This window comes from Massilia rubra, from assembly GCF_011682065.1.
In the GTDB taxonomy this organism is placed as follows: Bacteria; Pseudomonadota; Gammaproteobacteria; order Burkholderiales; family Burkholderiaceae_D; genus Telluria_A; species Telluria_A rubra.
In genome coordinates, this window is record NZ_VUYU01000023.1 from 1 (window position 1) to 19352 (window position 19352).

General features: G+C 63.7%; 17 protein-coding genes. 12 read left to right on the forward strand and 5 right to left on the reverse strand.

Features of this window, described 5'->3' with window-relative positions:
- Both F0185_RS25780 and istA read right to left on the reverse strand, forming a co-directional pair.
- Nucleotides 1-274 (reverse strand): ATP-binding protein (locus F0185_RS25780; RefSeq protein WP_223164580.1); only part of this gene is annotated, 274 nt, incomplete at its 3' end.
- The gene (gene istA / locus F0185_RS25785; RefSeq protein WP_167229338.1) at nucleotides 271-1356 is read right to left on the reverse strand and encodes an IS21 family transposase; all 1086 of its coding nucleotides are present in this window, start codon (nucleotides 1354-1356) and stop codon (nucleotides 271-273) included. The genes F0185_RS25780 and istA, both read right to left, overlap by 4 nt.
- A gap of 84 nt (nucleotides 1357-1440) precedes the next feature.
- Between istA and F0185_RS25790 the strand changes: the two genes are divergently transcribed.
- Nucleotides 1441-1719 carry a hypothetical protein gene (locus tag F0185_RS25790; RefSeq protein ID WP_167229340.1) on the forward strand — a complete coding sequence of 93 codons (279 nt, stop codon included), beginning with the start codon at nucleotides 1441-1443 and terminating at the stop codon, nucleotides 1717-1719.
- Nucleotides 1720-1877: 158 nt separating this feature from the next.
- Entirely contained in the window at nucleotides 1878-3086 is a 1209-nt protein-coding gene (locus F0185_RS25795; RefSeq protein WP_167229342.1) for a hypothetical protein, read from the forward strand.
- A 223-nt stretch (nucleotides 3087-3309) separates the two neighbouring features.
- Here F0185_RS25795 and F0185_RS25800 read toward each other — a convergent pair whose 3' ends face one another.
- Nucleotides 3310-3789 (reverse strand): TetR family transcriptional regulator, encoded by a 480-nt coding sequence (locus F0185_RS25800; protein WP_167229344.1) that lies wholly within the window; start codon nucleotides 3787-3789, stop codon nucleotides 3310-3312.
- Between the two features lie 22 nt (nucleotides 3790-3811).
- Entirely contained in the window at nucleotides 3812-4453 is a 642-nt protein-coding gene (locus tag F0185_RS35220; RefSeq protein ID WP_267876026.1) for a CerR family C-terminal domain-containing protein, read from the reverse strand.
- A gap of 266 nt (nucleotides 4454-4719) precedes the next feature.
- On the opposite strand from F0185_RS35220, the gene F0185_RS25810 reads away from it, so the two are divergent.
- The 5 genes from F0185_RS25810 to F0185_RS25830 all read left to right on the forward strand — a co-directional run bounded on the left by F0185_RS25810 (nucleotide 4720) and on the right by F0185_RS25830 (nucleotide 11533).
- On the forward strand, nucleotides 4720-5937 hold the full coding sequence (locus tag F0185_RS25810) for an efflux RND transporter periplasmic adaptor subunit (protein ID WP_167229348.1): 1218 nt from the start codon (nucleotides 4720-4722) through the stop codon (nucleotides 5935-5937).
- A 2-nt stretch (nucleotides 5938-5939) separates the two neighbouring features.
- Nucleotides 5940-9086 (forward strand): efflux RND transporter permease subunit, encoded by a 3147-nt coding sequence (locus F0185_RS25815; protein WP_167229350.1) that lies wholly within the window; start codon nucleotides 5940-5942, stop codon nucleotides 9084-9086.
- A gap of 1 nt (nucleotide 9087) precedes the next feature.
- On the forward strand, nucleotides 9088-10548 hold the full coding sequence (gene adeC / locus F0185_RS25820; RefSeq protein ID WP_370664065.1) for an AdeC/AdeK/OprM family multidrug efflux complex outer membrane factor: 1461 nt from the start codon (nucleotides 9088-9090) through the stop codon (nucleotides 10546-10548).
- Nucleotides 10549-10752: 204 nt separating this feature from the next.
- The gene (locus F0185_RS25825) at nucleotides 10753-11124 is read left to right on the forward strand and encodes a hypothetical protein (RefSeq protein WP_167229352.1); all 372 of its coding nucleotides are present in this window, start codon (nucleotides 10753-10755) and stop codon (nucleotides 11122-11124) included.
- Nucleotides 11125-11158: 34 nt separating this feature from the next.
- Entirely contained in the window at nucleotides 11159-11533 is a 375-nt protein-coding gene (locus tag F0185_RS25830) for a hypothetical protein (protein ID WP_167229354.1), read from the forward strand.
- Here F0185_RS25830 and F0185_RS25835 read toward each other — a convergent pair.
- The gene (locus tag F0185_RS25835; RefSeq protein ID WP_167229356.1) at nucleotides 11503-14175 is read right to left on the reverse strand and encodes a sensor domain-containing diguanylate cyclase; all 2673 of its coding nucleotides are present in this window, start codon (nucleotides 14173-14175) and stop codon (nucleotides 11503-11505) included. The genes F0185_RS25830 and F0185_RS25835 overlap by 31 nt on opposite strands.
- A gap of 281 nt (nucleotides 14176-14456) precedes the next feature.
- On the opposite strand from F0185_RS25835, the gene F0185_RS25840 reads away from it, so the two are divergent.
- Genes F0185_RS25840 through F0185_RS25860 form a run of 5 tightly spaced genes read left to right on the forward strand, consistent with a single transcriptional unit; the run spans nucleotide 14457 to nucleotide 19324 of the window.
- On the forward strand, nucleotides 14457-14723 hold the full coding sequence (locus F0185_RS25840) for a hypothetical protein (protein ID WP_167229358.1): 267 nt from the start codon (nucleotides 14457-14459) through the stop codon (nucleotides 14721-14723).
- Complete coding sequence (locus F0185_RS25845) at nucleotides 14716-15021, forward strand: hypothetical protein (RefSeq protein ID WP_167229360.1); 306 nt, start codon at nucleotides 14716-14718, stop codon at nucleotides 15019-15021. Before F0185_RS25840 ends, F0185_RS25845 begins: the two co-directional genes overlap by 8 nt.
- The gene (locus F0185_RS25850; RefSeq protein ID WP_167229362.1) at nucleotides 15018-16670 is read left to right on the forward strand and encodes a PepSY-associated TM helix domain-containing protein; all 1653 of its coding nucleotides are present in this window, start codon (nucleotides 15018-15020) and stop codon (nucleotides 16668-16670) included. Before F0185_RS25845 ends, F0185_RS25850 begins: the two co-directional genes overlap by 4 nt.
- Nucleotides 16670-18808, forward strand: a complete 2139-nt coding sequence (locus F0185_RS25855; protein ID WP_167229364.1) for a TonB-dependent receptor — start codon at nucleotides 16670-16672, stop codon at nucleotides 18806-18808. The genes F0185_RS25850 and F0185_RS25855 overlap by 1 nt, the downstream gene beginning before the upstream one ends.
- Before the next feature lie 60 nt (nucleotides 18809-18868).
- Entirely contained in the window at nucleotides 18869-19324 is a 456-nt protein-coding gene (locus tag F0185_RS25860) for an SMI1/KNR4 family protein (RefSeq protein ID WP_167229366.1), read from the forward strand.
- Nucleotides 19325-19352: the final 28 nt, after the last annotated feature.

Here is a 19352-nt window from a genome sequence, read left to right on the forward strand (position 1 = left end):
GCTCCTCGACCTGGCTACGCTTGACGCCCTTGGCGAAGTCATAGTTGAACTCCTCCAGCGTCTTGACCACCGGGAACCCTGCCAGGCGCGTCATCGTGCTTTGCTTCCTCACATTGCGCCCGGCGGCTTCTTCCCTCAGCAGCCCCTCCAGGAAGTCGCTGTAGGCCATCTCCTGCCTGGCCGCCTTCTGGGTAGCGGCGCCGTAGCCCTGGGCCACGAACGGCAGGTTCAGGCTCTCGCATAACGCCGCGATACGCTCATGCTGCAGGTTCATGCCGCCACTCCTTCGCCTGTTCGTTCCATCATCAGCAGTGCGTCGTACACGTGCAGCGGATGCTGCGCCGGCGACGGCTGTGCGATCCGGCTGATCACCGCCGCCGGCCGTGGTGGTGCCGGCGCCACCGTTGCCGGCAGCGGACGGGCAGCGGCGATGTCTCCCCGCCACAGTGCCGGCAGCGCTTGCAGATGTTGCGCCTCGCGCTTGAGCGCGCTGGCCGGTGGCTCTTTCGTCGTGCCATGGACGCGAGCATTGGCGACCTCGGCCAGCCAGTGCGCTACCTCCACGTTGGCCGTGACCACGTCGAGCTTCTGGCCGCTTTGCGCCAGGAGGCTCGCCAGCGGCACGTAGAACGAACGCCGCAGGTAGCCGTTGAAGCGTTCGACCTTGCCCTTGGTCTTGGCCCGGTATGGCTGGCACAGCTTGATGACGAAGCCGCTATGCCTGGCGTAGTCCAGGAAGCCAGCGTGGAAACGGTGTTCGCCGTCGCCGTACGCATCGCGCTCAAGTACGACCGTCTTCATGTTGTCGTACAGGACCCGGCGCGTCACGCCCCCGAACGCGGCAAAGGCACGCTCGTGGCAACCGATCAGGGTTTCCACCTTCATGTTGCTGACGAACTCCACATAGCTGGCCCGACTAAAGCCCAGGGTGGCGCAGAAAGCGTGCAGTGGAGTGCTGCCCTTGCGGAACTCGACCCAGTCGACCTGCATCTGCTCGCCCATCACCGTCTCGAAACGCACCACCGGATCCGCAGGCGGTGCCGGACGCAGCGTCCGCAGGAACGCGCGCAGCTGGCTCATCCCGCCCTGGTAACCGCGTGCCGCGATCTCGCGGTACAACACGGTCCCTGGAATCGTATCCGGGTGTGCCGCCGTCTGGCGCTCCCTCAGATACTGCTCGAACTGTTCCAGCTTCGTCTGGCGTTTCACCTTGCGCTCGTACTTGGGCACCGCCTCCAGGGCCAGGTGCCGACGCACCGTGTTCACCGCGCAGCCTACCTCGGCGGCGATCTGCCGCAGGCTTAACCCATGCTTCTTCAGTAGTTGAACTTCCACGTACACCTCTTTGGGTTTCAAGGCCGCTCCGCAAAGCGGCCATCTTCTCAAATCGGTGTATCAGTTTTCAATCGCTGCGTGTATCAGTTTACAACCGCTGCTGACATGAGTGAATTCTCCTTCGCGGATTCCCGCGAGCTGGCGCAACTCCAAGTTGCAGACATCATTGCGGGAGCCGCCGCAGATGCTTTACTCTCATGGTCGGGACGACGGCCGATGACCGCCTATCACGAAGAGCTAAAGGGTACCAATCTGGAAGCAATGTTTGTTGGTGGTATGTTGCCGTCTGTCGCCATGCCCGACGTGCAGGCGCCAAAACCGGGAGAAGTGAGTTTGGTAGATGGGTCAGCGGCATTCCTACGAGAAACCGGGTACATTAGCTAGCTGCGTGCCTGTTGTGGGAGCGTGTAAAGGCATCAGAACTCCGATTTACGTTCGGAGAGTTCGCCTGTGGTAGTGGCTATATCAGAAAAAATGCTCTTTGCTCAATTACTAGAACGCGTGTCGGGTAGAATAGATAACCAGCCTATTTATGCAATCATATGAAACTTTTTCCAGAGCTTGCTGACGACCCGTTTTTTCGCTTTTCTGAAGACTCCAAATGGAATGCTTGTATTGGACCGCAGGGCAATGAAGAAAATTACGTTGATGGGTACATTGAGGCTGCTACGAAGCTTGCCAATTTGGTGATCGAGGGTGAGCTCTATATCTCCCGCGACACTCTCGTTCTGCCGATTCTCTACAACGCTCGACATGCAATTGAACTGTCTCTGAAATTCACTATTCGCGAGCTGCACACGGCAGGTGTGCTTCGTGATCCAGCTAAAGGAAACCATGACATTGCGACGCATCTATTAAAATTGACGGATGCGCGTGTCGGAGATTTTCAGTTGCGTGGATACTTTAACCGGCTAGGGCCTTTCGTACGTAGTTTGGCAGCGATTGATATTGACGGGCAACAGTTGCGTTACGCTTACGACCAAGAAGGGACTGCGAGTCTGGGCAATCGCCCCCTAGCCAATCTCAAAATCATACGGGACTCGTTGGCTGATCTCGGTATAATTCTTGAGCAGATGAAGGCGCGGGTTCGGCACTTCTGCGAAGAAAATAGTACCGGCACTCTGACATCAATATGTTCTCGTAGTGATTTAGGGGAGATCGCTCAAGAACTGCATGCACTGCAAGATCGTCGTGGCCCGTCATACATGGCGGTAAGAAAAAGACTAAAAGCGCGTTTTGGACTTGGCAACAAAACCCTCGATGACGCAATTGCTACTATCGAAACCAACCGCGAGCTCGGAGTTCTTCTTGATCGGACATGTACGCTCAAGTATTTATCGGATGAAAATGCGAGGCTATTTGTCGCAAAGTGGACCAGCTTACACCCTCCGCGCGAGGAAGGACAGCGGGGCGCTAGGATCGTGCGTAGTTCCGAAATTTTTGCGCTGATCAGAGAGGAGCCGTCGAGCGCGCCGCTCGCGTTTCAGTTAATCGAAGTGATAGATGTCGATGAACTGGCAGACATAGCCACAATATTTTATCTCGCTCGCGATGGTATTTTTCCAGAGTTCTACGAAGAGATGCTTGAACATACAAAAAAAGAGTACATCGATTGGGATGATCATCAAGATAAAGTTCAGCATTTACTCAAGAAGACAAATTTTCTGAAGTGTTTCGTCAAGGGCTTGCAGAAACTCGGCCATCCTAAGCTTGCTGAGGAGTTGATGCAAACCAGACCGGACCTAGCTTGAACACTGACTACCAATTCGACGCTGTGGAATCCGCATCGAACCCAATCGGTACGTTTTCCGGTTCTACACCGCCGGTTTACAATATGCGCGTGATATAGAAAGTCAACGCATTAAGTGCTGTAGCAGAGCGCAACAAGCCGGGATGAATGCCGTCGATGACGTCGCGCATGATCAGGGGCTGCATCGCCATGCCCAACATCGTGAACGCCAGGCGTGATACGTCCTAGTGCGCATCGCTGGCACCGAGATGGCTGCACAGCACGCTTGCCAGCGCTTGGTGGCTGGCGCGGATCACCGGGGCGATCTTGTCACGGCACATGGGCGTTGGCGCGATCAGTTCGTGCAGGCACAGGCGCACGGCAAAGCCGGCCGTGCGCCCCTTGCGCAAGGGGGCGAGGAGGGAGGGAAACAGGTCGTGCAGCAGGGTGTCGATGGGCTGGTCGGGCGTGCTCAATGCCGCCACGTCCAGCTTTGAGGCAAACACCAACTGGTCGAGCGCGGCGTAGTACAGCCCTTCCTTGCTGTGGAAGTAGTAGTTGATCGCGGCGATGTTCACGCGCGCCGCCTGCGCGATGGCGCGGGTGGAGGTGTTGGCGTAGCCGCGCTGGCCTAACAGCTTGAGCGCGACCAGCAGCAGGCGCTTGCGCGTATGCGAACCGGTGGCGTGCCGGCGGCGTCGCGGGCGTCGGCCCGCCCGCCGCATGCGCGCTCTGGCGCCCGCGGCGTCAACGCCTTCCCTGATCCCCATCGGCCATGCCCAGGGCGCGCAGCGAAAACGCGGTCACATGGCGCGCAATGGCGCGGATGCCGGCTTCGTCGTACACCATGTCGGGCGCCAGCAGCTCATTGACCGGCCGCGAGTGGTCGTAATACAGTAACTGGCCCAGGATGCTGAACAGGTTGTTGCGAATCTCGATGTCGCTCGTGCCTGCCGGTGCGATCTCGCGCACCAGTTCGAGCATCACCACCTGGAGCGGCAGGATCAGGGTGTCGACGATGTGGCCCAGGGCGGCGGTCGGCTCCACCAGTTCCCAGCTGATCAGCCTGGAGATGAGCGAGTGGGGGCCGGCGGTCATCATGTCGACCATCAGGCGCTCGATCAGGTCGCCGAGGCGGCGGGCGGCCGGAACCGACTGGTCGCGCGCCGGCACGGTCAGCTCGTCCATCTCCTCGGCGCCACCCTCGCGGTCGATGACCGCCACGTACAGCCCATCCTTGCTTCCAAAGTAATAGTTGACCATCGCCAGGTTGACCCCGGCGCGTTCGCAGATCTTGCGCACCGACGTGCCCCGGAAGCCCTTTTCGGCAAAGCACTCGGTGGCCGCGCTGATGATGCGATTGCGCACGTCGTTGTCGTCAGCCTTCATCTTCAAGATACTCCTGTTTTATGCGAATTAAACATGTGTTTAATCTCTGATTTTTGAATTGTACATAGCAGGTCGAGGCTTGTCCATGCGTTTCCGCCAGGGTGCCGGCAATGCCGCATTATCAACTCGCAATTTCTGGTTGACAACTAAACATGTGTTTGATACAGTTGTATTAAACGCTTGTTTGAAACACTTGTTTGGCGCCATCGAAGGCAAGTCCAGGCTTGCCGCGACAGGCGCCCACCGTTCAACGAAGGAAGGTCACCATGCAATCGAACCACTTTATCCGCACCGCCAAGCCGGCCGCCGGCCTCGCTCTCGCCCTGGGCGTCGCCGTGCTGGTCGCCGCTTGCGGCAACAAAGCCCCAGCCGCGGCGCCACCGTCCGGTCCCGCCCAAGTCGTGGTGCACACCGTCGCGGCCCAGCCAATGACGGTCACCACCGAACTGGCCGGACGCACCTCGGCGTTCCAGGTGGCCGACGTGCGGCCCCAGGTCGGCGGCCTGATTTTGAAGCGCCTGTTCGTGGAAGGCTCCACCGTCAAGGCCGGCACGCCGCTGTACCAGATCGATCCGGCCAGCTTTGTCGCGGCCGTCAATTCGGCCAAGGCGACGCTGGCCAGCGCCAAAGCCCGCGCGCTGGCGGCCGAGCCGAAGGCGAAGCGCTACAAGGAATTGCTGGCCATCGAAGGCGTCAGCAAGCAAGATCTTGAAGATGCGCTGGCCGCCGCCGCCCAGGCGCGCGCCGAAGTCGACTCGGCCCAGGCCGCGCTCGACGTGGCGAACATCAATTTGAAGTACACCAATGTGTATGCGCCGATCAGCGGCCACATCAGCCGCTCGAACGTGACCGCCGGGGCCTTGGTGACCGCCGGCCAGGCCGATGCGCTGACCACCGTGCAGCAGCTCGACCCGATCTATGTGGACGTGACCCAGTCCAGCACCGAACTGCTGGCGCTGCGCCGCCGTTTCGAATCCGGCAAGCTGAAGCGGGCCGACGGCGGCCAGGCCTCGGTCAGCCTGTTGCTGGCCGACGGCAGCCAGTACGCGGCGCAGGGCAAGCTGCAATTTGCCGACGTCAGCGTCGATGCCGGCACCGGCAACGTGACCCTGCGCGCGCTGTTCCCGAATCCGAAAGGCGAACTGATGCCCGGCATGTATGTGCGCGCCGTGCTCGACAGCGGTCTGGACGACAAGGCCATCACCGTGCCGCAGGTCGGCGTGACGCGCAACCAGCGCGGCGAAGCGACCGCGCTGGTGTTAAACAAGGAAAACAAGGTCGAGCAGCGCGTGCTGAGCACCGGCGCGGCCGTGGGCGACAAATGGGTGGTCAACGCCGGCCTGGCGCCGGGCGATCGCGTGATCGTCGAAGGCTTGCAGCAAGTGCAGCCAGGTGCGCCCGCCGTGGCCGTGCCGGCCGCCGCACCCGCAGCGGCGGCGGCAGGCGCGTCCGCCGCTTCGCGCGCCACCCCGGCAGGAGCATAATCATGGCCCGTTTCTTTATCGACCGACCGATCTTCGCGTGGGTGATCGCGCTGGTGATCATGCTGGGCGGCGTGCTGGCCATCATGGGCTTGCCGATTTCGCAGTATCCGAGCATTGCGCCGCCGTCGATTTCGATCAGCGGCAATTATCCGGGCGCGTCCGCCAAGACGGTGGAAGACGCCGTAACCCAGATCATCGAGCAAAAGATGAAGGGCATCGACGGCTTGCAATACATGTCGTCGAGCAGCGATTCGAGCGGCTCCATCGGCATTACCCTGACCTTCAAGAACGGTACCGATCCGGACATCGCCCAGGTGCAGGTGCAGAACAAGCTGCAACTGGCCACGCCCTTGCTGCCGGCCGCCGTCACCCAGCAGGGCCTGGTGGTGAGCAAGGCCACCATGAATTTCCTGATGGTGCTCGGTTTTGTGTCGGAAAACGGCAAGATGGAAGAGGCCGACCTGGGCGACTATGTGGCGTCGAGCGTGGTCGACTCGCTCAGCCGCGTCGACGGTGTGGGCGAAGTGACCCAGTTCGGCTCGCAGTACGCGATGCGGATCTGGCTCGATCCCGCCAAGCTGCTCAGCTACCAGCTCATTCCTGACGACATCGCCAATGCCATCCGCGCCCAGAACGCGGAAGTGTCGGCCGGCGAACTGGGCGGTGCACCAGCGCGGCGCGGCCAGCAACTGAACGCGACCGTGACGGCGCAAAGCCGCCTGCAAACCAAGGAGCAGTTCGGTGCGATCCTGGTCAAGACCCGCGCCGACGGCGCCGTGGTCCGCCTGCGCGACGTGGCCAGCATGGAACTCGGTAGCGAGAGCTACAACATCGTGGCCCGTTTCAACGGCAAGTCGGCGGCCGGCGTGGCGATCAAGCTCGCCACCGGCGGCAATGCGCTCGATACCGCGACCAAGGTCAAGGCCAAGATCGCGGAGATGGAAAAGACTTTCCCGGCCGGGATGAAGGCCGTGGTGGCGTTCGATACCTCGCCGTTCGTCAAGCTGTCGATCGAGGAAGTGGTCAAGACCCTGGTCGAAGCGATCGTGCTGGTGTTCCTGGTGATGTACCTGTTCCTGCAAAATTTCCGCGCCACCCTGATTCCGACCATGGCCGTGCCGGTCGTGCTGCTCGGTACCTTCGGCGTGCTGAGCATGCTCGGCTACTCGATCAACACCCTCACCATGTTCGCCATGGTGCTGGCGATCGGCTTGCTGGTCGATGACGCCATCGTCGTGGTCGAGAACGTCGAGCGCATCATGAGTGAAGAAGGCTTGTCGCCGGTCGAAGCGACCAAGAAATCGATGACCCAGATTACCGGCGCACTGGTCGGTATCGCGCTGGTGCTGTCGGCCGTGTTCGTGCCGATGGCGTTTTTCAGCGGTTCGACCGGCGTGATCTATCGCCAGTTCTCGATCACGATCGTCTCGGCCATGGTGCTGTCGGTGCTGGTGGCCATGGTGTTCACCCCGGCGCTGTGCGCCACCTTGTTGCAGCCCGTCGAAAAAGGCCACAAGGCGGCCTCCACCGGCTTCTTCGGCTGGTTCAACCGCGGTTTCGACAAGGGCAGCCGCCGTTACCAGGGCTGGGTCGGTACCCTGATCGCGCGCACCGGCCGTACCCTGGTCGTGTACGCCATCCTGGCGCTGGTAATGGCCCTTGCCTTCCTGCGTCTGCCAACCTCGTTCCTGCCGGCGGAAGACCAGGGCATCCTGTACACCCTGGTGCAGTTGCCGGTCGGCGCCACCCAGGAGCGCACGCTCAAGGTGGTCGAGCAAGTCGAGCAGCATTACTTGAACGAGCAGAAAGACGCGGTGGAATCGGTGTTTTCGGTGGCTGGCTTCAGCTTCGCCGGTAACGGCCAGAACGCGGCCATGGCGTTCGTCAAGCTCAAGGATTTCGACGAGCGCGGCAAGGACAGCCTGCGCGCGCCCGCCGTGGTCGGCAAGGCCATGGGCCGCTTCTCGCAGATCAAGGATGCGATGGTGTTCGCCATCGCCCCGCCGGCGGTGATGGAACTGGGCAACGCGAATGGCTTCGACCTGATGCTCAAGGACGAAGGCGGCCTCGGCCACGACGCCCTGATGGGAGCGCGTAACCAGTTGCTTGGCATGGCTGCGCAAAGCAAGATCGTCACGCAGGTCCGTCCCAACGGCCTGGAAGATTCACCCCAGTACAAGCTGGAAGTCGACCAGGAAAAGGCCAGCGCGCTCGGTTTGTCGATCGCCGACATCAACAGCGTGCTGTCGACCTCCTGGGGTGGCGCCTACGTGAACGACTTCATCGACCGTGGCCGCGTCAAGAAGGTGTACATGCAGGGCGCCTCGGATGCGCGCATGGCGCCGGAAGACATTGGCAAGTGGTATGCCCGCAACGCCAAGGGCGAGATGGTGTCGTTCTCGACCTTTGCCAGCGGCAAATGGATCAGCGCATCGCCGCGCCTGGAACGCTACAACGGTACGCCGTCGCTCAACATCCAGGGCGAGGCGTCGCCCGGCTTCAGTTCGGGCGACGCCATGCTGGAAATGGAAGCCCTGGTCGCCAAGCTGCCGCCGGGCGTCGGCTACGAGTGGAACGGTGTCTCGATCGAGGAGCGCGCCGCCGGTTCGCAAACCACCATGCTGTACGCCATGTCGCTGCTGATCGTGTTCCTGTGCCTGGCCGCGCTGTATGAAAGCTGGTCGATTCCGTTCTCGGTGCTGCTGGTGGTGCCGCTGGGCGTGCTCGGTACCGTGCTCGGCACCATGGTGTTCGGCCTGTCGAACGATGTGTATTTCCAGGTGGCGCTGCTGACGGTGGTGGGCCTGGCTGCCAAGAACGCGATTTTGATTGTCGAGTTTGCCAAGGAACTGGAAGACGGCGGCATGGACGTGAAGAAAGCGACCCTGGAAGCGGTGCACCTGCGCCTGCGTCCGATCCTGATGACCTCGATTGCCTTCGGCCTCGGCGTGTTGCCGCTGGCGATCAGCAGCGGGGCCGGCTCGGCCAGCCAGAACGCCATCGGTATCGGCGTGCTGGGCGGGATGCTGAGCGCGACCTTCCTGGGCATTTTCTTCGTGCCGGTGTTCTTCGTGGTGGTCCGCGCATTCGTGGTCCGCAAAAACAAGGGGGCGGGCGCGCCTGCCATCGCTACCGTGGAAGGCCATTGAGATGAACAAGCACATGATGAACGTGATGGGTTCGGCCCTGAAACTGACCTTACTCGCAGCCGTGATCAGCGGCTGCACAATGATGCCCAAGTACCAGCAGCCGGTCAGCCCGGTCGCTGCGGCTTGGCCTACCGGCACGGCTTACCCGGCGCAGGACGCCCAGGGCAGGCCAGCGGCTGACGTCGCCTGGCGCGATTACTTCGCCGACGAGCGCCTGAAGCAACTGATCGCCCTGGCGCTGGACAACAACCGCGATCTGCGCGTCGCGGCGCTCAATATCGACAAGGCGCGCGCCCAGTACCGCATCGAACGCGCGGCGCTGCTGCCGTCGGTGGCGGCGGGCGCCAGCCAGAACGCCCAGCGCACCGCCGACAATCTGAGCGTGGGCGGGCAGGGCGGCGTGAGCCGGCAATATGGCGTGAACCTCGGCGTGGCGGCGTGGGAAGTCGACCTGTTCGGCCGCGTGCGCAGCCTGTCGGAAGTGGCGCTGCAAACCTATTTGGGCATCGAGGAAACGCGCGCCAGCGTGCAGATCTCGCTGGTGGCCGAAGTGGCCAACGCTTACCTGACCCTGATGGCCGACCAGGAACGGCTGGCCCTGGCGCGCCAGACCCTGTCCAGCCAGCAGCGTTCGCTCGAACTGAGCGAAAGCCGGGTCAAGGCCGGCGCCGCTGCCGGGCTGGACCTGTACCAGGCGCGCACCACCGTGGAAACGGCGCGCGCCGACGCCGCCGCCTACACGGCCCAGGTGGCGCAAGACCAGAACGCGCTGACCCTGCTGGCCGGGGCCGCCGTCCCGATCGACTTGCTGCCGCCGGCCGGCCTGGCGGGCGTGACCGCGCTACTTGATGTCGGGGCCGGCTTGCCGTCGGACTTGCTGTACCGCCGGCCGGACGTGCTTGCCGCCGAACGCACCCTGCAAGCGAGCAACGCCAATATCGGCGCGGCGCGCGCGGCGTTTTTCCCGCGCATCACCCTGACCGGGCAGGCCGGCACGGCCAGTTCCAGCCTGTCGGGCCTGTTCGACAGCGGCTCGGGCGCCTGGAGTTTTGCGCCCTCGATCAGCCTGCCGATCTTCAATGGCGGCGCCAACCGCGCCAACCTGGAAGTGGCCAAGGTCAGCCGCGACATCGGCGTGGCGCAGTACGAGAAAACCATCCAGGTGGCGTTTCGCGAAGTGGCCGACGCCCTGGCCCAGCGCGGCACGGTGGACGAGCGCCTGGCCGCCCAGCAGCAACTGGTGGCGGCGTCCGACAAGAGCTACCGCATCTACGAGGCGCGCTACAAGAATGGCGCCGATACGTTCCAGAATGCACTGATCGCCCAGCGCGCGCTGTACGCGGCGCAGCAGGGCCTCATTTCGGTGCGGCTGGCCGAGCAGACCAGCCGGGTGACCTTGTACAAGGTGCTTGGCGGCGGCTGGCGCGCGGGCGATGGCGCGCCAGTGCCGACGCAGGGATGATGCGGTTTTAAGAAACCGCTTTGACCCTCGACAATCCCGCTCCGGCGCATGACCGGCAGCGGGATTTTTTTGTCGCCTGCAAACGCACATGGCACATTGCCGCGCAGGTAGCCACAAGCAGTTTCTTTCAAGTAAATACTACGTTAGACTGGCGCATTCTCCGGTTGCCGGACCGGCCGGCCCATTCAACAACACTGGTATGACATGAACGTAACGTATCCGCGGTTTGCCGTCGTCGGGCTCAATATGCTGGCGGTGGCCATGACGGTGCCGGCTGGCGGCATACAACCGTTGTCCGATGCGTGGGAGTTACTTTACGTACTCTCCTTCTTCGCACCGTCCATTGCCGTGCTGGTGTTTTACGCGTCCGACAGGATGCACCTGGCGCTGACACTGCTGTCGATCCTGGCCTGCATCATCATGCCGGGCGGTGCGCGCGACAACTCGGCAATGGGTCGGGGTATTTTTCATCTATTTGTCGTGTATCCCGCTTGTTTGATGTGCGGGCTTATCCTGCTCGATAAGGCGTGGCGCAGGATTACCTCCAGGCCGGATGCCGATCAATGGCGTTTGTAGTGCCGCCAAGGCTGTCACCGGCTGCTGGAACACCGTGATCCTCGTCAGGACAAGCGCATGCGCGCTGCATGTCGGGCTCAATGCGCATAGCGCGCGCACGCTGCTCGGGCATGTGGCCCACCTGCGCCAGCATGGACGCAGCGACTTTACCGCGCGCGATGGCGGCAGCGGCGAGGCCATCGCCATCTCGCTCGCCAGAAGCGATACCGACCGGCTGGCGCTGCGCAAGAACGCGCTCGACTTGCTTCTCGACGACGAGAGCATCGACCTGGCCGCATTCAAGCTGGCCGAGTTCATCGCGCAGGGTTTTTGTTCGACGCCCGAATTCATCGAATGCGAGCCGCACAAGCCGGGCCGCAAGGGCCGCGCCATCGGCATTTACTTCGTCCCCGCCCCCACGCAGAACTGATTGCGTCCGGCCGCCTTGGCCTGATACAGGGCCGCGTCGGCCTGGGTCGACAAGGCGCGCGCATCCGACGCTGCGCTGTTGGTCCAGGCGATGCCGATGCTGGTCGAGACCTGGCGCGCCATCTCCCCCACCGAAAACAGCGGCCGCATGGCCTCGACGATCTTGGCGCCGACGCTGGCGCACTCCTCGGGCGAGCGCACGCCTTCCAGGATGACGGTGAATTCGTCGCCCGCCAGGCGCGATACCGTGTCGGTCTTGCGCACCGCGCGCAGCAGGCGCTGGCCGAACTCGCGCAGCACCTCGTCGCCGCCGGCGTGGCCGAGCGTGTCGTTGATCTGCTTGAAGCGGTCGATATCGAGGAACATCAGGGCCATGCCGCTGCGGTTGCGCACGCTGCGGCCCAGGGCCGCTTCCAGTTCGGCTTCGTAGCTGCGCCGGTTCGGCAGGCCGGTCAGGGTGTCGGTGTGGGCCAGCGCCTTCAGGTTGGCCTCGTGCCGGCGCGCCGCCGTCACGTCGGTCGAGAGCAGGTAGGCGCCCAGCACCACGCCGTCGCGCAGGTGCGGAATGTACACCGAGTGCAGGATGCGGGTGTCCCCGCCGTGCGCGACTTCGAGTTCGAGTTGCACGGTATGCCCTTCCAGGCAGCGCCGCAGCTGTTGTTCGCGCTGGCCGCAGAAGTGCGCGGGGAAGACCTCGCTGACGCTCTTGCCGACCATCGCGGCCGGATCGACGCCGTACCACTGCTTGTACATGGCGTTGGCGAAGCGGTAGCGCAGGTCGGCGTCGAGATAGGAAATGAGGGCCGGCAGGTTGTCGGTGACGGTGCGCAGGCGCTCTTCGCTGTCGCGCTGGCGGATTTCGCTGCGCTTCCTGGCGGTGATATCGAAGGCCATCGCATAAAACCCGTTCACCGAGCCGGCCGCGTCGATGTCGGGAATGTACGAGGCGTGATAATGCGAGCTGCGCCCCTCGACCGTGAGTTCATCTTCGAACGAGACGCGCTTGCCCTGCAGCGCCAGCTTCATGAACTGCTCGACTTTCTCGAACTCCGGCGCGCTGTAGGCCTGGCGCACCGGCTGGCCGATCAATTGGGCTTTTTCGCGTCCGTAAAAGCGCAGCGCCAGGGTATTGAGGTAGGTGAAGTTGCCGGCCTTGTCGACCTGGCCGATCAGCGCCGGCAGGTTTTCGGTAATCGCCCGCAGGCGCTGCTCGTTGATCGTGAGCTTGCGTTGCGAGTCGTTCAGCTCCGTGATGTCCTTCATCGCCACCACCGCGCCCAAGGCTTCCCCGTTCGGGCCGCTCATGCGCCGTCCGCTGGCCAGCACGTAGCGCCGCGCGCGGTCCCTGGGTGCGATGACCATGGCGCAGTCCTTGATCGTCTCGCCTTGCAGGGCGCGCAGCAGGGGCACCTCGCGCTCTTCCAGCAGATGGGCGCCGTCGCCCGAGAACAGGCTGTAATGCGCGGCCCAGTCGCCGCTCGGCAGCGCCTGCGGCGGCAGGCCATGGAACTCGCGCGCGGCGCGGTTGAACAGGGTCAGTTCGCCGTCGGCCGAGCAGGCGACGACGCCGACATCGAGCGTCTCCAACACGGTGTCGAGTAATTGTTGCTTCTGCTGCAAGGCCAGCTTGGCGCGGATGCGCTCGGACACATCGTGCAAAAAAGCGCCGAAAAACAGTTCACCGCCGGCCTGGAAGGCGTTGATCGTCATCTCGACCGTGATGTCGCCGTGCTCGCGCGTGCGCGCTGGCATTTCGATGCGCGTGTTGATCACCTTACCCACCCCGTGGCGGGCGTAGCGTTGCATGCCTGCGCGGTGCGCCTCGCGGTAAGCTTCGGGGATGATCAGGGTCGCCAGATCCTGGCCCAGCGCTTGCTCGCGGCTCCAGCCGAAGGTGCGTTCGGCCGATGCGTTCCAGTCCACCACCACGCCGCTCGCATCGGTGCTGACAAACGCGCTGAACGAGGAACTGACGATGGTGCGGATGCGCTCCTCGCTGGTGCGCAGGGTTTCTTCGGCGGCCAGGCGCTGGCCGATTTCGCGCTTGAGCGTGTCGTTGGCCTCGCGCAGGGAGCGGGTGCGCTGTTCGATGCGCTGTTCCAGCTCGCCATTGAGCGCATGCACGGCCTGTTCGGCGCGCATCCGTGCGGCCACCAGCGCTCCCTTGTTCAGCTCATCCTCGACCAGGGCGGCGAAATCGCGCAGGACCTGGCGCGCCGCCTCGTCGAACGCGCGCGGCACGGTATCGATCACGCACAGGGTGCCGACCGCCTCGCCATCATGCGAGAACACCGGCTGGCCGGCGTAGAAGCGGATATCCGGGGCGCCGGTGACCAGCGGATTGGCGGCAAAGCGGGGATCTTGCAGCGCGTCTTCGACCACCAGCATGTCGCGCCGCGCCACCGTGTGAGTGCAAAACGAGATTGCGCGCGATGTTTCGCTCGCCGCCAGGCCAACCCGCGATTTGAACCACTGGCGCTGCGCATCGACCAGCGAGACCAGCACGATCGGCACCGCCAGCGTGGCGGCCGCCAGGCGGGTGAGGCGGTCGAAGCGTTCTTCCTGCGGCGTGTCGAGCACGCGCAGGGCGCACAGCGCGCGCACACGATTGGTATCGTCGAAATGAGGTGTTGCGATGGTCATGCGGCTTCCCGGTCGCCGACGCCGGGCGTCGGTATTTTGCAACAGTGCAAAGGACCGGCGGGAGCGTGGCCGGGGAAAATTCTGGTACGAAGTGGACGCAAAGGCGCGCTTGGGGCCTGTTCCTGCCGCAACATCGGCTGCGATGACTATACCAAAATTTCTATGCAGAATCTATTTTCTTCCAAAAGATATATTTTACTCAACCGTCGTATTGAGAATCATTTCCATTTGGAGTAAGATGCGGCCGTCTCCCCAGTCCCACGGGCGAGTTGAAAGCCAGTATGTTGCTTGCCCTAGCCTTGATCCTGACGCTGCTGTCCGCCGCGTGCTGCAATTTCAGCACGGCCAGGGCCGAGCCACGCCTGCCGGCCTTGGCTGGCTCGGTGCTGTGCGTGGCGCCGCTGGTGCTGGCCGTGCTGGCGCTGGCCGCCCGCATGAGCACGTTTACCTCCCTCCTGACCGTGCTGACGGTATGGATGATCGCCTTGCCGCTGGTCGGCGTGCTGCGCGCCCTGCGCAAAGCGCGTGCGGGGAGCGCGCATGGCTAAGGACAGCACGCGGCGCGACCGCACTTTGCTGCACAACGGCCTGCTGGCCCTGGTGCTCGGCTATCCGCTGGCGATCGCCGCCAGCGGCGCGCTGCACCAGTTGATGCGCTTTCTCGGCGCCGGCCCGGTGGTCGGGCAATTGACGATGTGGGTGGTGTATCCGCTCTGGATCGCGGTCATCGCGCTGGTGTTCCTGTTGCCCAGCAAGCGCGCCTGCTGGATCTGGCTGGCGCTGGCCAACGCGCTTGCCGCGATCGCCTGCTACCTCCTGATGCAAGCCGGCGGGAGCGCCGCATGAAGGCCGACATCGTGCGCACCTACAAAGTGGTGCATACCTGGGTCGGCATCCTCAGCGGCGTGATGCTGTTCATCGCGTTTTACGCTGGCGCTTTTACCATGTTCAAGCCCGAAATCGGGCGCTGGGCCGAAGCGCAGCCGAATGCGCAGCAGGGCGCCAGTTCGCCGCTCGACCCGCTGGCCAGCGCCTTTTTCGCCGCGCGCGACCCGGCCATCGGCAGCGCCGTGCTGGTGCTCGACGGTGAACGGCCCGGATACGGCCGCATGCGCTACTTTGATAAGCAGGGCGCGACCTGGCAGGTCACGCTGGACGCGGCCGGCCGCCTGCAAACAACGGCCGCGCAGACCGGCCCGGCCGGCCACTTTGTCGACGAGGTGCACCGCAACGGCGGCTTGCCGCTGGCCGGCGCCGTGGCCGAGCCGATCATCGGCTTTGTGGCGCTGCTGTATGCGCTGGCGCTCATTTCCGGCGTGGTGATCTTGCTGCCCTCGCTGATCAAGGACCTACTGGTGCTGCGCATCGGCGCCAACGTCAAGCGCTTCTGGCTCGACGCCCACAACCTGATCGGCATCACCAGCCTGCCGTTCCACCTGGCCATTGCCCTGACCACGGCCGGGTTCTGCCTGCACGACTGGGTCTACGACACGCAGGACGCCACCATCCACGCCATTGGCAAGCCGGCCGCGGCGGAACCGCGCGCCAAGGGCAAGGCCGGGCCGGATACCAGCGCGAACTGGGTTGCGCCGTCGCGCCTGCTGGCCAGCGCGCGCGCGCAGTCGGGCACCTTTACGCCCACCGAACTGACTTACCGTGGCCTGAACAGCCCCAAACCGCAAGTGAACATGGGCGGCGAAGACTGGAGCGGCCACATGCGCGCCCCGCGCGCCGGCTTCATGAACTTCAATCCCGTCAGCGGCCAGCTCAACAAAGGCATCAGCCTGCTGCCGCACCAGCAAAACAATTGGGAAGCGAGCCTGTCCGCCATTTTCGCGCTGCACTTCGGCAGCTTCGGCGGCGTGCCGGTGCGCCTGGCCTACGTGGTGATGGGTTTGCTGGGCGCGATCTTGTTCTACACCGGCAACCTGCTGTGGATCGAATCGCGCCTGCGCAAGAACCGCCAGCTGGCCGCGCCGCTGCCGCAGCCGCGCCATGTGCGGGCGGTGGCGGCCCTGACGGTCGGCCTGTGCCTGGGCGCCGTCATCGGCCTGCCCCTGGGCCTGGTGGCGCTGCGCTGGCAGGCGGCGCTGGGGCTGGCCATGCCGGGCATCGGCCTGGCCATCTTCAACGCCGCGCTCGCCATCGGGCTGCTGGCGGCGCTGGTGAAGGGCGCAGCCTGGGCCGGTTACCGGCTGACCGCCGCCGCCGCCCTGGCGACCCTGCTGGTGCCGGCCACCAGCGTGCTCGCCGGTGTATTCCCCGCCCTGCCGGTCGGCAAACCGTATGCGGGCGATTACCTGTGGATCGACGGCCTGTCGCTGCTCGGCGGCGCGCTGCTGCTGTGGATGGCGGCGCGGGTGCGCCGGCGCGCGCGCTCGGGCGAACAGCAAAGCGTCTGGCGCGAGTTGGGCGCGGCCATGCCGTCCCCGCCAACGAATTCGGATCAACAATCTTCTCATCAAATATCATCTAACCAAATGGAGCAAATGTAATGCGAGTCGTCCCTGTGTGTGCTTTCCGTACCATTCCCCTGGCCTGCATGACCATGATCGCCACCCTGGCCCTGCCGGCCATGGCCCAGGCGCCTGTCGAGACGATGAAAGAAATCACCGTCAAGGCCGCCGCCGAAACGGCCGACAGCCTGCCTGCGGCCGCGCCCGGCGGCAAAGTGGCCAAGGGCGCCCGCCTGGGCGTGCTCGGCAACGTGAGCGTGATGGATACGCCGTTCAACATCACTGGCTACACCGCGCAAACCATCGCCGACCAGCAAGCCCAGACCATCGGCGCCGTGCTCAAGAACGATCCGTCGGTGCGCACCACGACCAACGAAGGCCACATCGTCGAGAACTTCAATATTCGCGGCTTCGGCGTCAGCTCCGGCTCGATGGCGATCAATGGCGCCTACGGCCTGGCCCCGGAACAAAACACCCCGACCGAAATATTCGAGCGCGTCGAAGTGCTCAAGGGTCCCGGCGCGATGATGATGGGCCTGCCGCCGGCGGGCGACGTGGGCGGCGCCATCAACCTGGTGCCCAAGCGCGCCGGCGCCATCCCGCTGACCCGCGTGACGACCTCGGTATCGAGCAAGTCGAACGTGGGCGTGCATGCCGACGTGGCGCGCCGCTTCGGCGACGACCAGGCGCTGGGCGTGCGCGTCAACGGCGTGCTGTCCGGCGGCAAAACCTGGCTGGACCACCAGACCAAACGCCGCGAAATCGGCCACGTGGCCATGGACTACCAGGGCAAGGGATGGAACGTGGAAATGGACGCTTACTCGCTGACCAACAAGGTGCGCAAGGGCGCGCCGATGCAGCCGATCATCACCGGCTGGACCCACGTGCCGAAAGCGCCGCACGGCTCGACCAACTTCTTCTACGGCGACGATGTGTACAGCAACACCGAAACCCAGGGCCTGATCGTGCGCGGCCAAGTTGAACTGGGCACCGGCTGGAGCGCGTTTGCCTCGGCCGGCACGGCCAAGCACTCGTACGACGGCTTCATCTTCGGCACCCGTCCCGTGTTGCCGGTTTCGGGCGGCGACAGCGGCAAGGCCACCGGCACCGCCTACAATTCGTGGGGCGAGTACGAAACCACCACCGCCGAAATGGGCGTGCGCGGCCAGTTCAACACCGGCGCCATCGCCCACAAGGTGACCGTGGCGGCGAACGTGATGAATTACGAAGGCGGCGGACGCGGCAACGGCACGGCGCCGATCGTCAGCAACATCTACAACCCGACCCCGATCACCATGCCGGCCGGGAAAGATGCCTCGACCTACAACCCGGTCAACGACGATGTGATGACGGCACTGAGCGCGGTCGATTCGATCTGGTTCGCCGACGGCAAGCTGCAATTGACGCTCGGCCTGCGCGCCCAGAAAGTCAATCAGAAGCTGAGCAACTACGAAGAAACGGCGGTCACCCCGCTGGCCGGCGTGGTCTATAAGCCATGGGGCGAGAACGTGTCGCTGTACGCCAACTACGTCGAGGGCCTGAGCGCCGGCACCACGGTCAAGGCGCCGTATGCGAACGAAGGCGAAACCTTCAAGCCGTACAAGTCGAAGCAGCTCGAAGCCGGCGTGAAGTGGAATATGAATACGCTGACGCAAACCCTGAGCGTGTTCCAGATCAGCAAACCGGCGCTGATCGAAGCGAACAACCGCATGAGCCTTGATGGCGAGCAGCGCAACCGCGGCGTGGAATGGAATGTGTTCGGCAAGGCCGGCAAGGACATCTCCCTGCTGGGCGGCGTGGCGTACACCAAGGCCGAGCAGACCAAGACCAACAAGGGCCTCAACCAGGGCAAGGCGCAGTTCGGCGTGCCGCGCCTGACGGCCAATATCGGCGTTGACTACGCACTGGCGGCGGTGCCGGGGCTGGAACTGAGCTCGCGCATCAATTACACTGGTTCGCAGTGGCTGGCGTCGGATAACAGCCTGAAGCTGGACTCGTGGACCACGCTCGACCTGGGCGCGAAATACGCGACCCGTTTCGGCGCCATGCCGGTGGTGCTGCGCGCGTTCGTGACCAACGTGGCCGACAAGGAGTATTTCGAGAGCGCGTGGGGCGCAGGGCGTTTGAACCTGGGCGCGCCGCGCGCGATCAGGCTGTCGGCGGCGTTTGATTTCTAAGCGCTGATGGTTGACCGGGCCCGCTTTTCAGCGGGCCTTTTTTATAGGTGGACCGGTGCGATGCACGATTTTCAGGCGGTACGCAGTCAACTTGTCAAGGAAGGCAAAGCGGTGGGCAAGCCCGCCTCGACGGCGCAGTTCGACGCTTTCGAATCGGCGCATCGGGTGCGCCTTCCGCTTCAGGTCAGGCTGAACTATGCGATCATGAATGGCGCCCCCGAATGTGCGGACGGGTGGCCGTCGCGCATCCGGTTCTGGGCGCTCGACGAATGGCGTCGCGCCAGCGAGCAATATCGCGGCTGCGACGTTGCCGATTGCTTTTCCGGGGATCTGTTCATCTGCGCCGATCATCTGATGGAATGCGTGCATTACGTGATCGACCTCGATCCGGCATCGGCGCATTACGGTCGTGTCGATGCGGTTGGCGCCACGCGCTTGGGTATGGTGGCAAGCAACTTCAACGACTTCGTGGCGTGCGTGGCGCAAGACAGCGACGATCTGCATCGCTACGGCTAAGTAAGTGTGCAGAAATTATTGTCATTTG

Excerpts from the sequence above, each read along its gene's own strand:
- F0185_RS35220 (WP_267876026.1), bottom strand. The coding sequence starts at position 4,453 with ATGAAGGCTGACGACAACGACGTGCGCAATCGCATCATCAGCGCGGCC.
- F0185_RS25860 (WP_167229366.1), top strand. The coding sequence starts at position 18,869 with ATGCACGATTTTCAGGCGGTACGCAGTCAACTTGTCAAGGAAGGCAAA.
- F0185_RS25845 (WP_167229360.1), top strand. The coding sequence starts at position 14,716 with ATGGCTAAGGACAGCACGCGGCGCGACCGCACTTTGCTGCACAACGGC.
- F0185_RS25840 (WP_167229358.1), top strand. The coding sequence starts at position 14,457 with ATGTTGCTTGCCCTAGCCTTGATCCTGACGCTGCTGTCCGCCGCGTGC.
- F0185_RS25795 (WP_167229342.1), top strand. The coding sequence starts at position 1,878 with ATGAAACTTTTTCCAGAGCTTGCTGACGACCCGTTTTTTCGCTTTTCT.
- F0185_RS25850 (WP_167229362.1), top strand. The coding sequence starts at position 15,018 with ATGAAGGCCGACATCGTGCGCACCTACAAAGTGGTGCATACCTGGGTC.
- F0185_RS25790 (WP_167229340.1), top strand. The coding sequence starts at position 1,441 with ATGAGTGAATTCTCCTTCGCGGATTCCCGCGAGCTGGCGCAACTCCAA.
- F0185_RS25825 (WP_167229352.1), top strand. The coding sequence starts at position 10,753 with ATGAACGTAACGTATCCGCGGTTTGCCGTCGTCGGGCTCAATATGCTG.
- adeC (WP_370664065.1), top strand. The coding sequence starts at position 9,088 with ATGAACAAGCACATGATGAACGTGATGGGTTCGGCCCTGAAACTGACC.
- F0185_RS25810 (WP_167229348.1), top strand. The coding sequence starts at position 4,720 with ATGCAATCGAACCACTTTATCCGCACCGCCAAGCCGGCCGCCGGCCTC.
- F0185_RS25800 (WP_167229344.1), bottom strand. The coding sequence starts at position 3,789 with ATGCGGCGGGCGGGCCGACGCCCGCGACGCCGCCGGCACGCCACCGGT.
- F0185_RS25815 (WP_167229350.1), top strand. The coding sequence starts at position 5,940 with ATGGCCCGTTTCTTTATCGACCGACCGATCTTCGCGTGGGTGATCGCG.
- F0185_RS25855 (WP_167229364.1), top strand. The coding sequence starts at position 16,670 with ATGCGAGTCGTCCCTGTGTGTGCTTTCCGTACCATTCCCCTGGCCTGC.
- F0185_RS25835 (WP_167229356.1), bottom strand. The coding sequence starts at position 14,175 with ATGACCATCGCAACACCTCATTTCGACGATACCAATCGTGTGCGCGCG.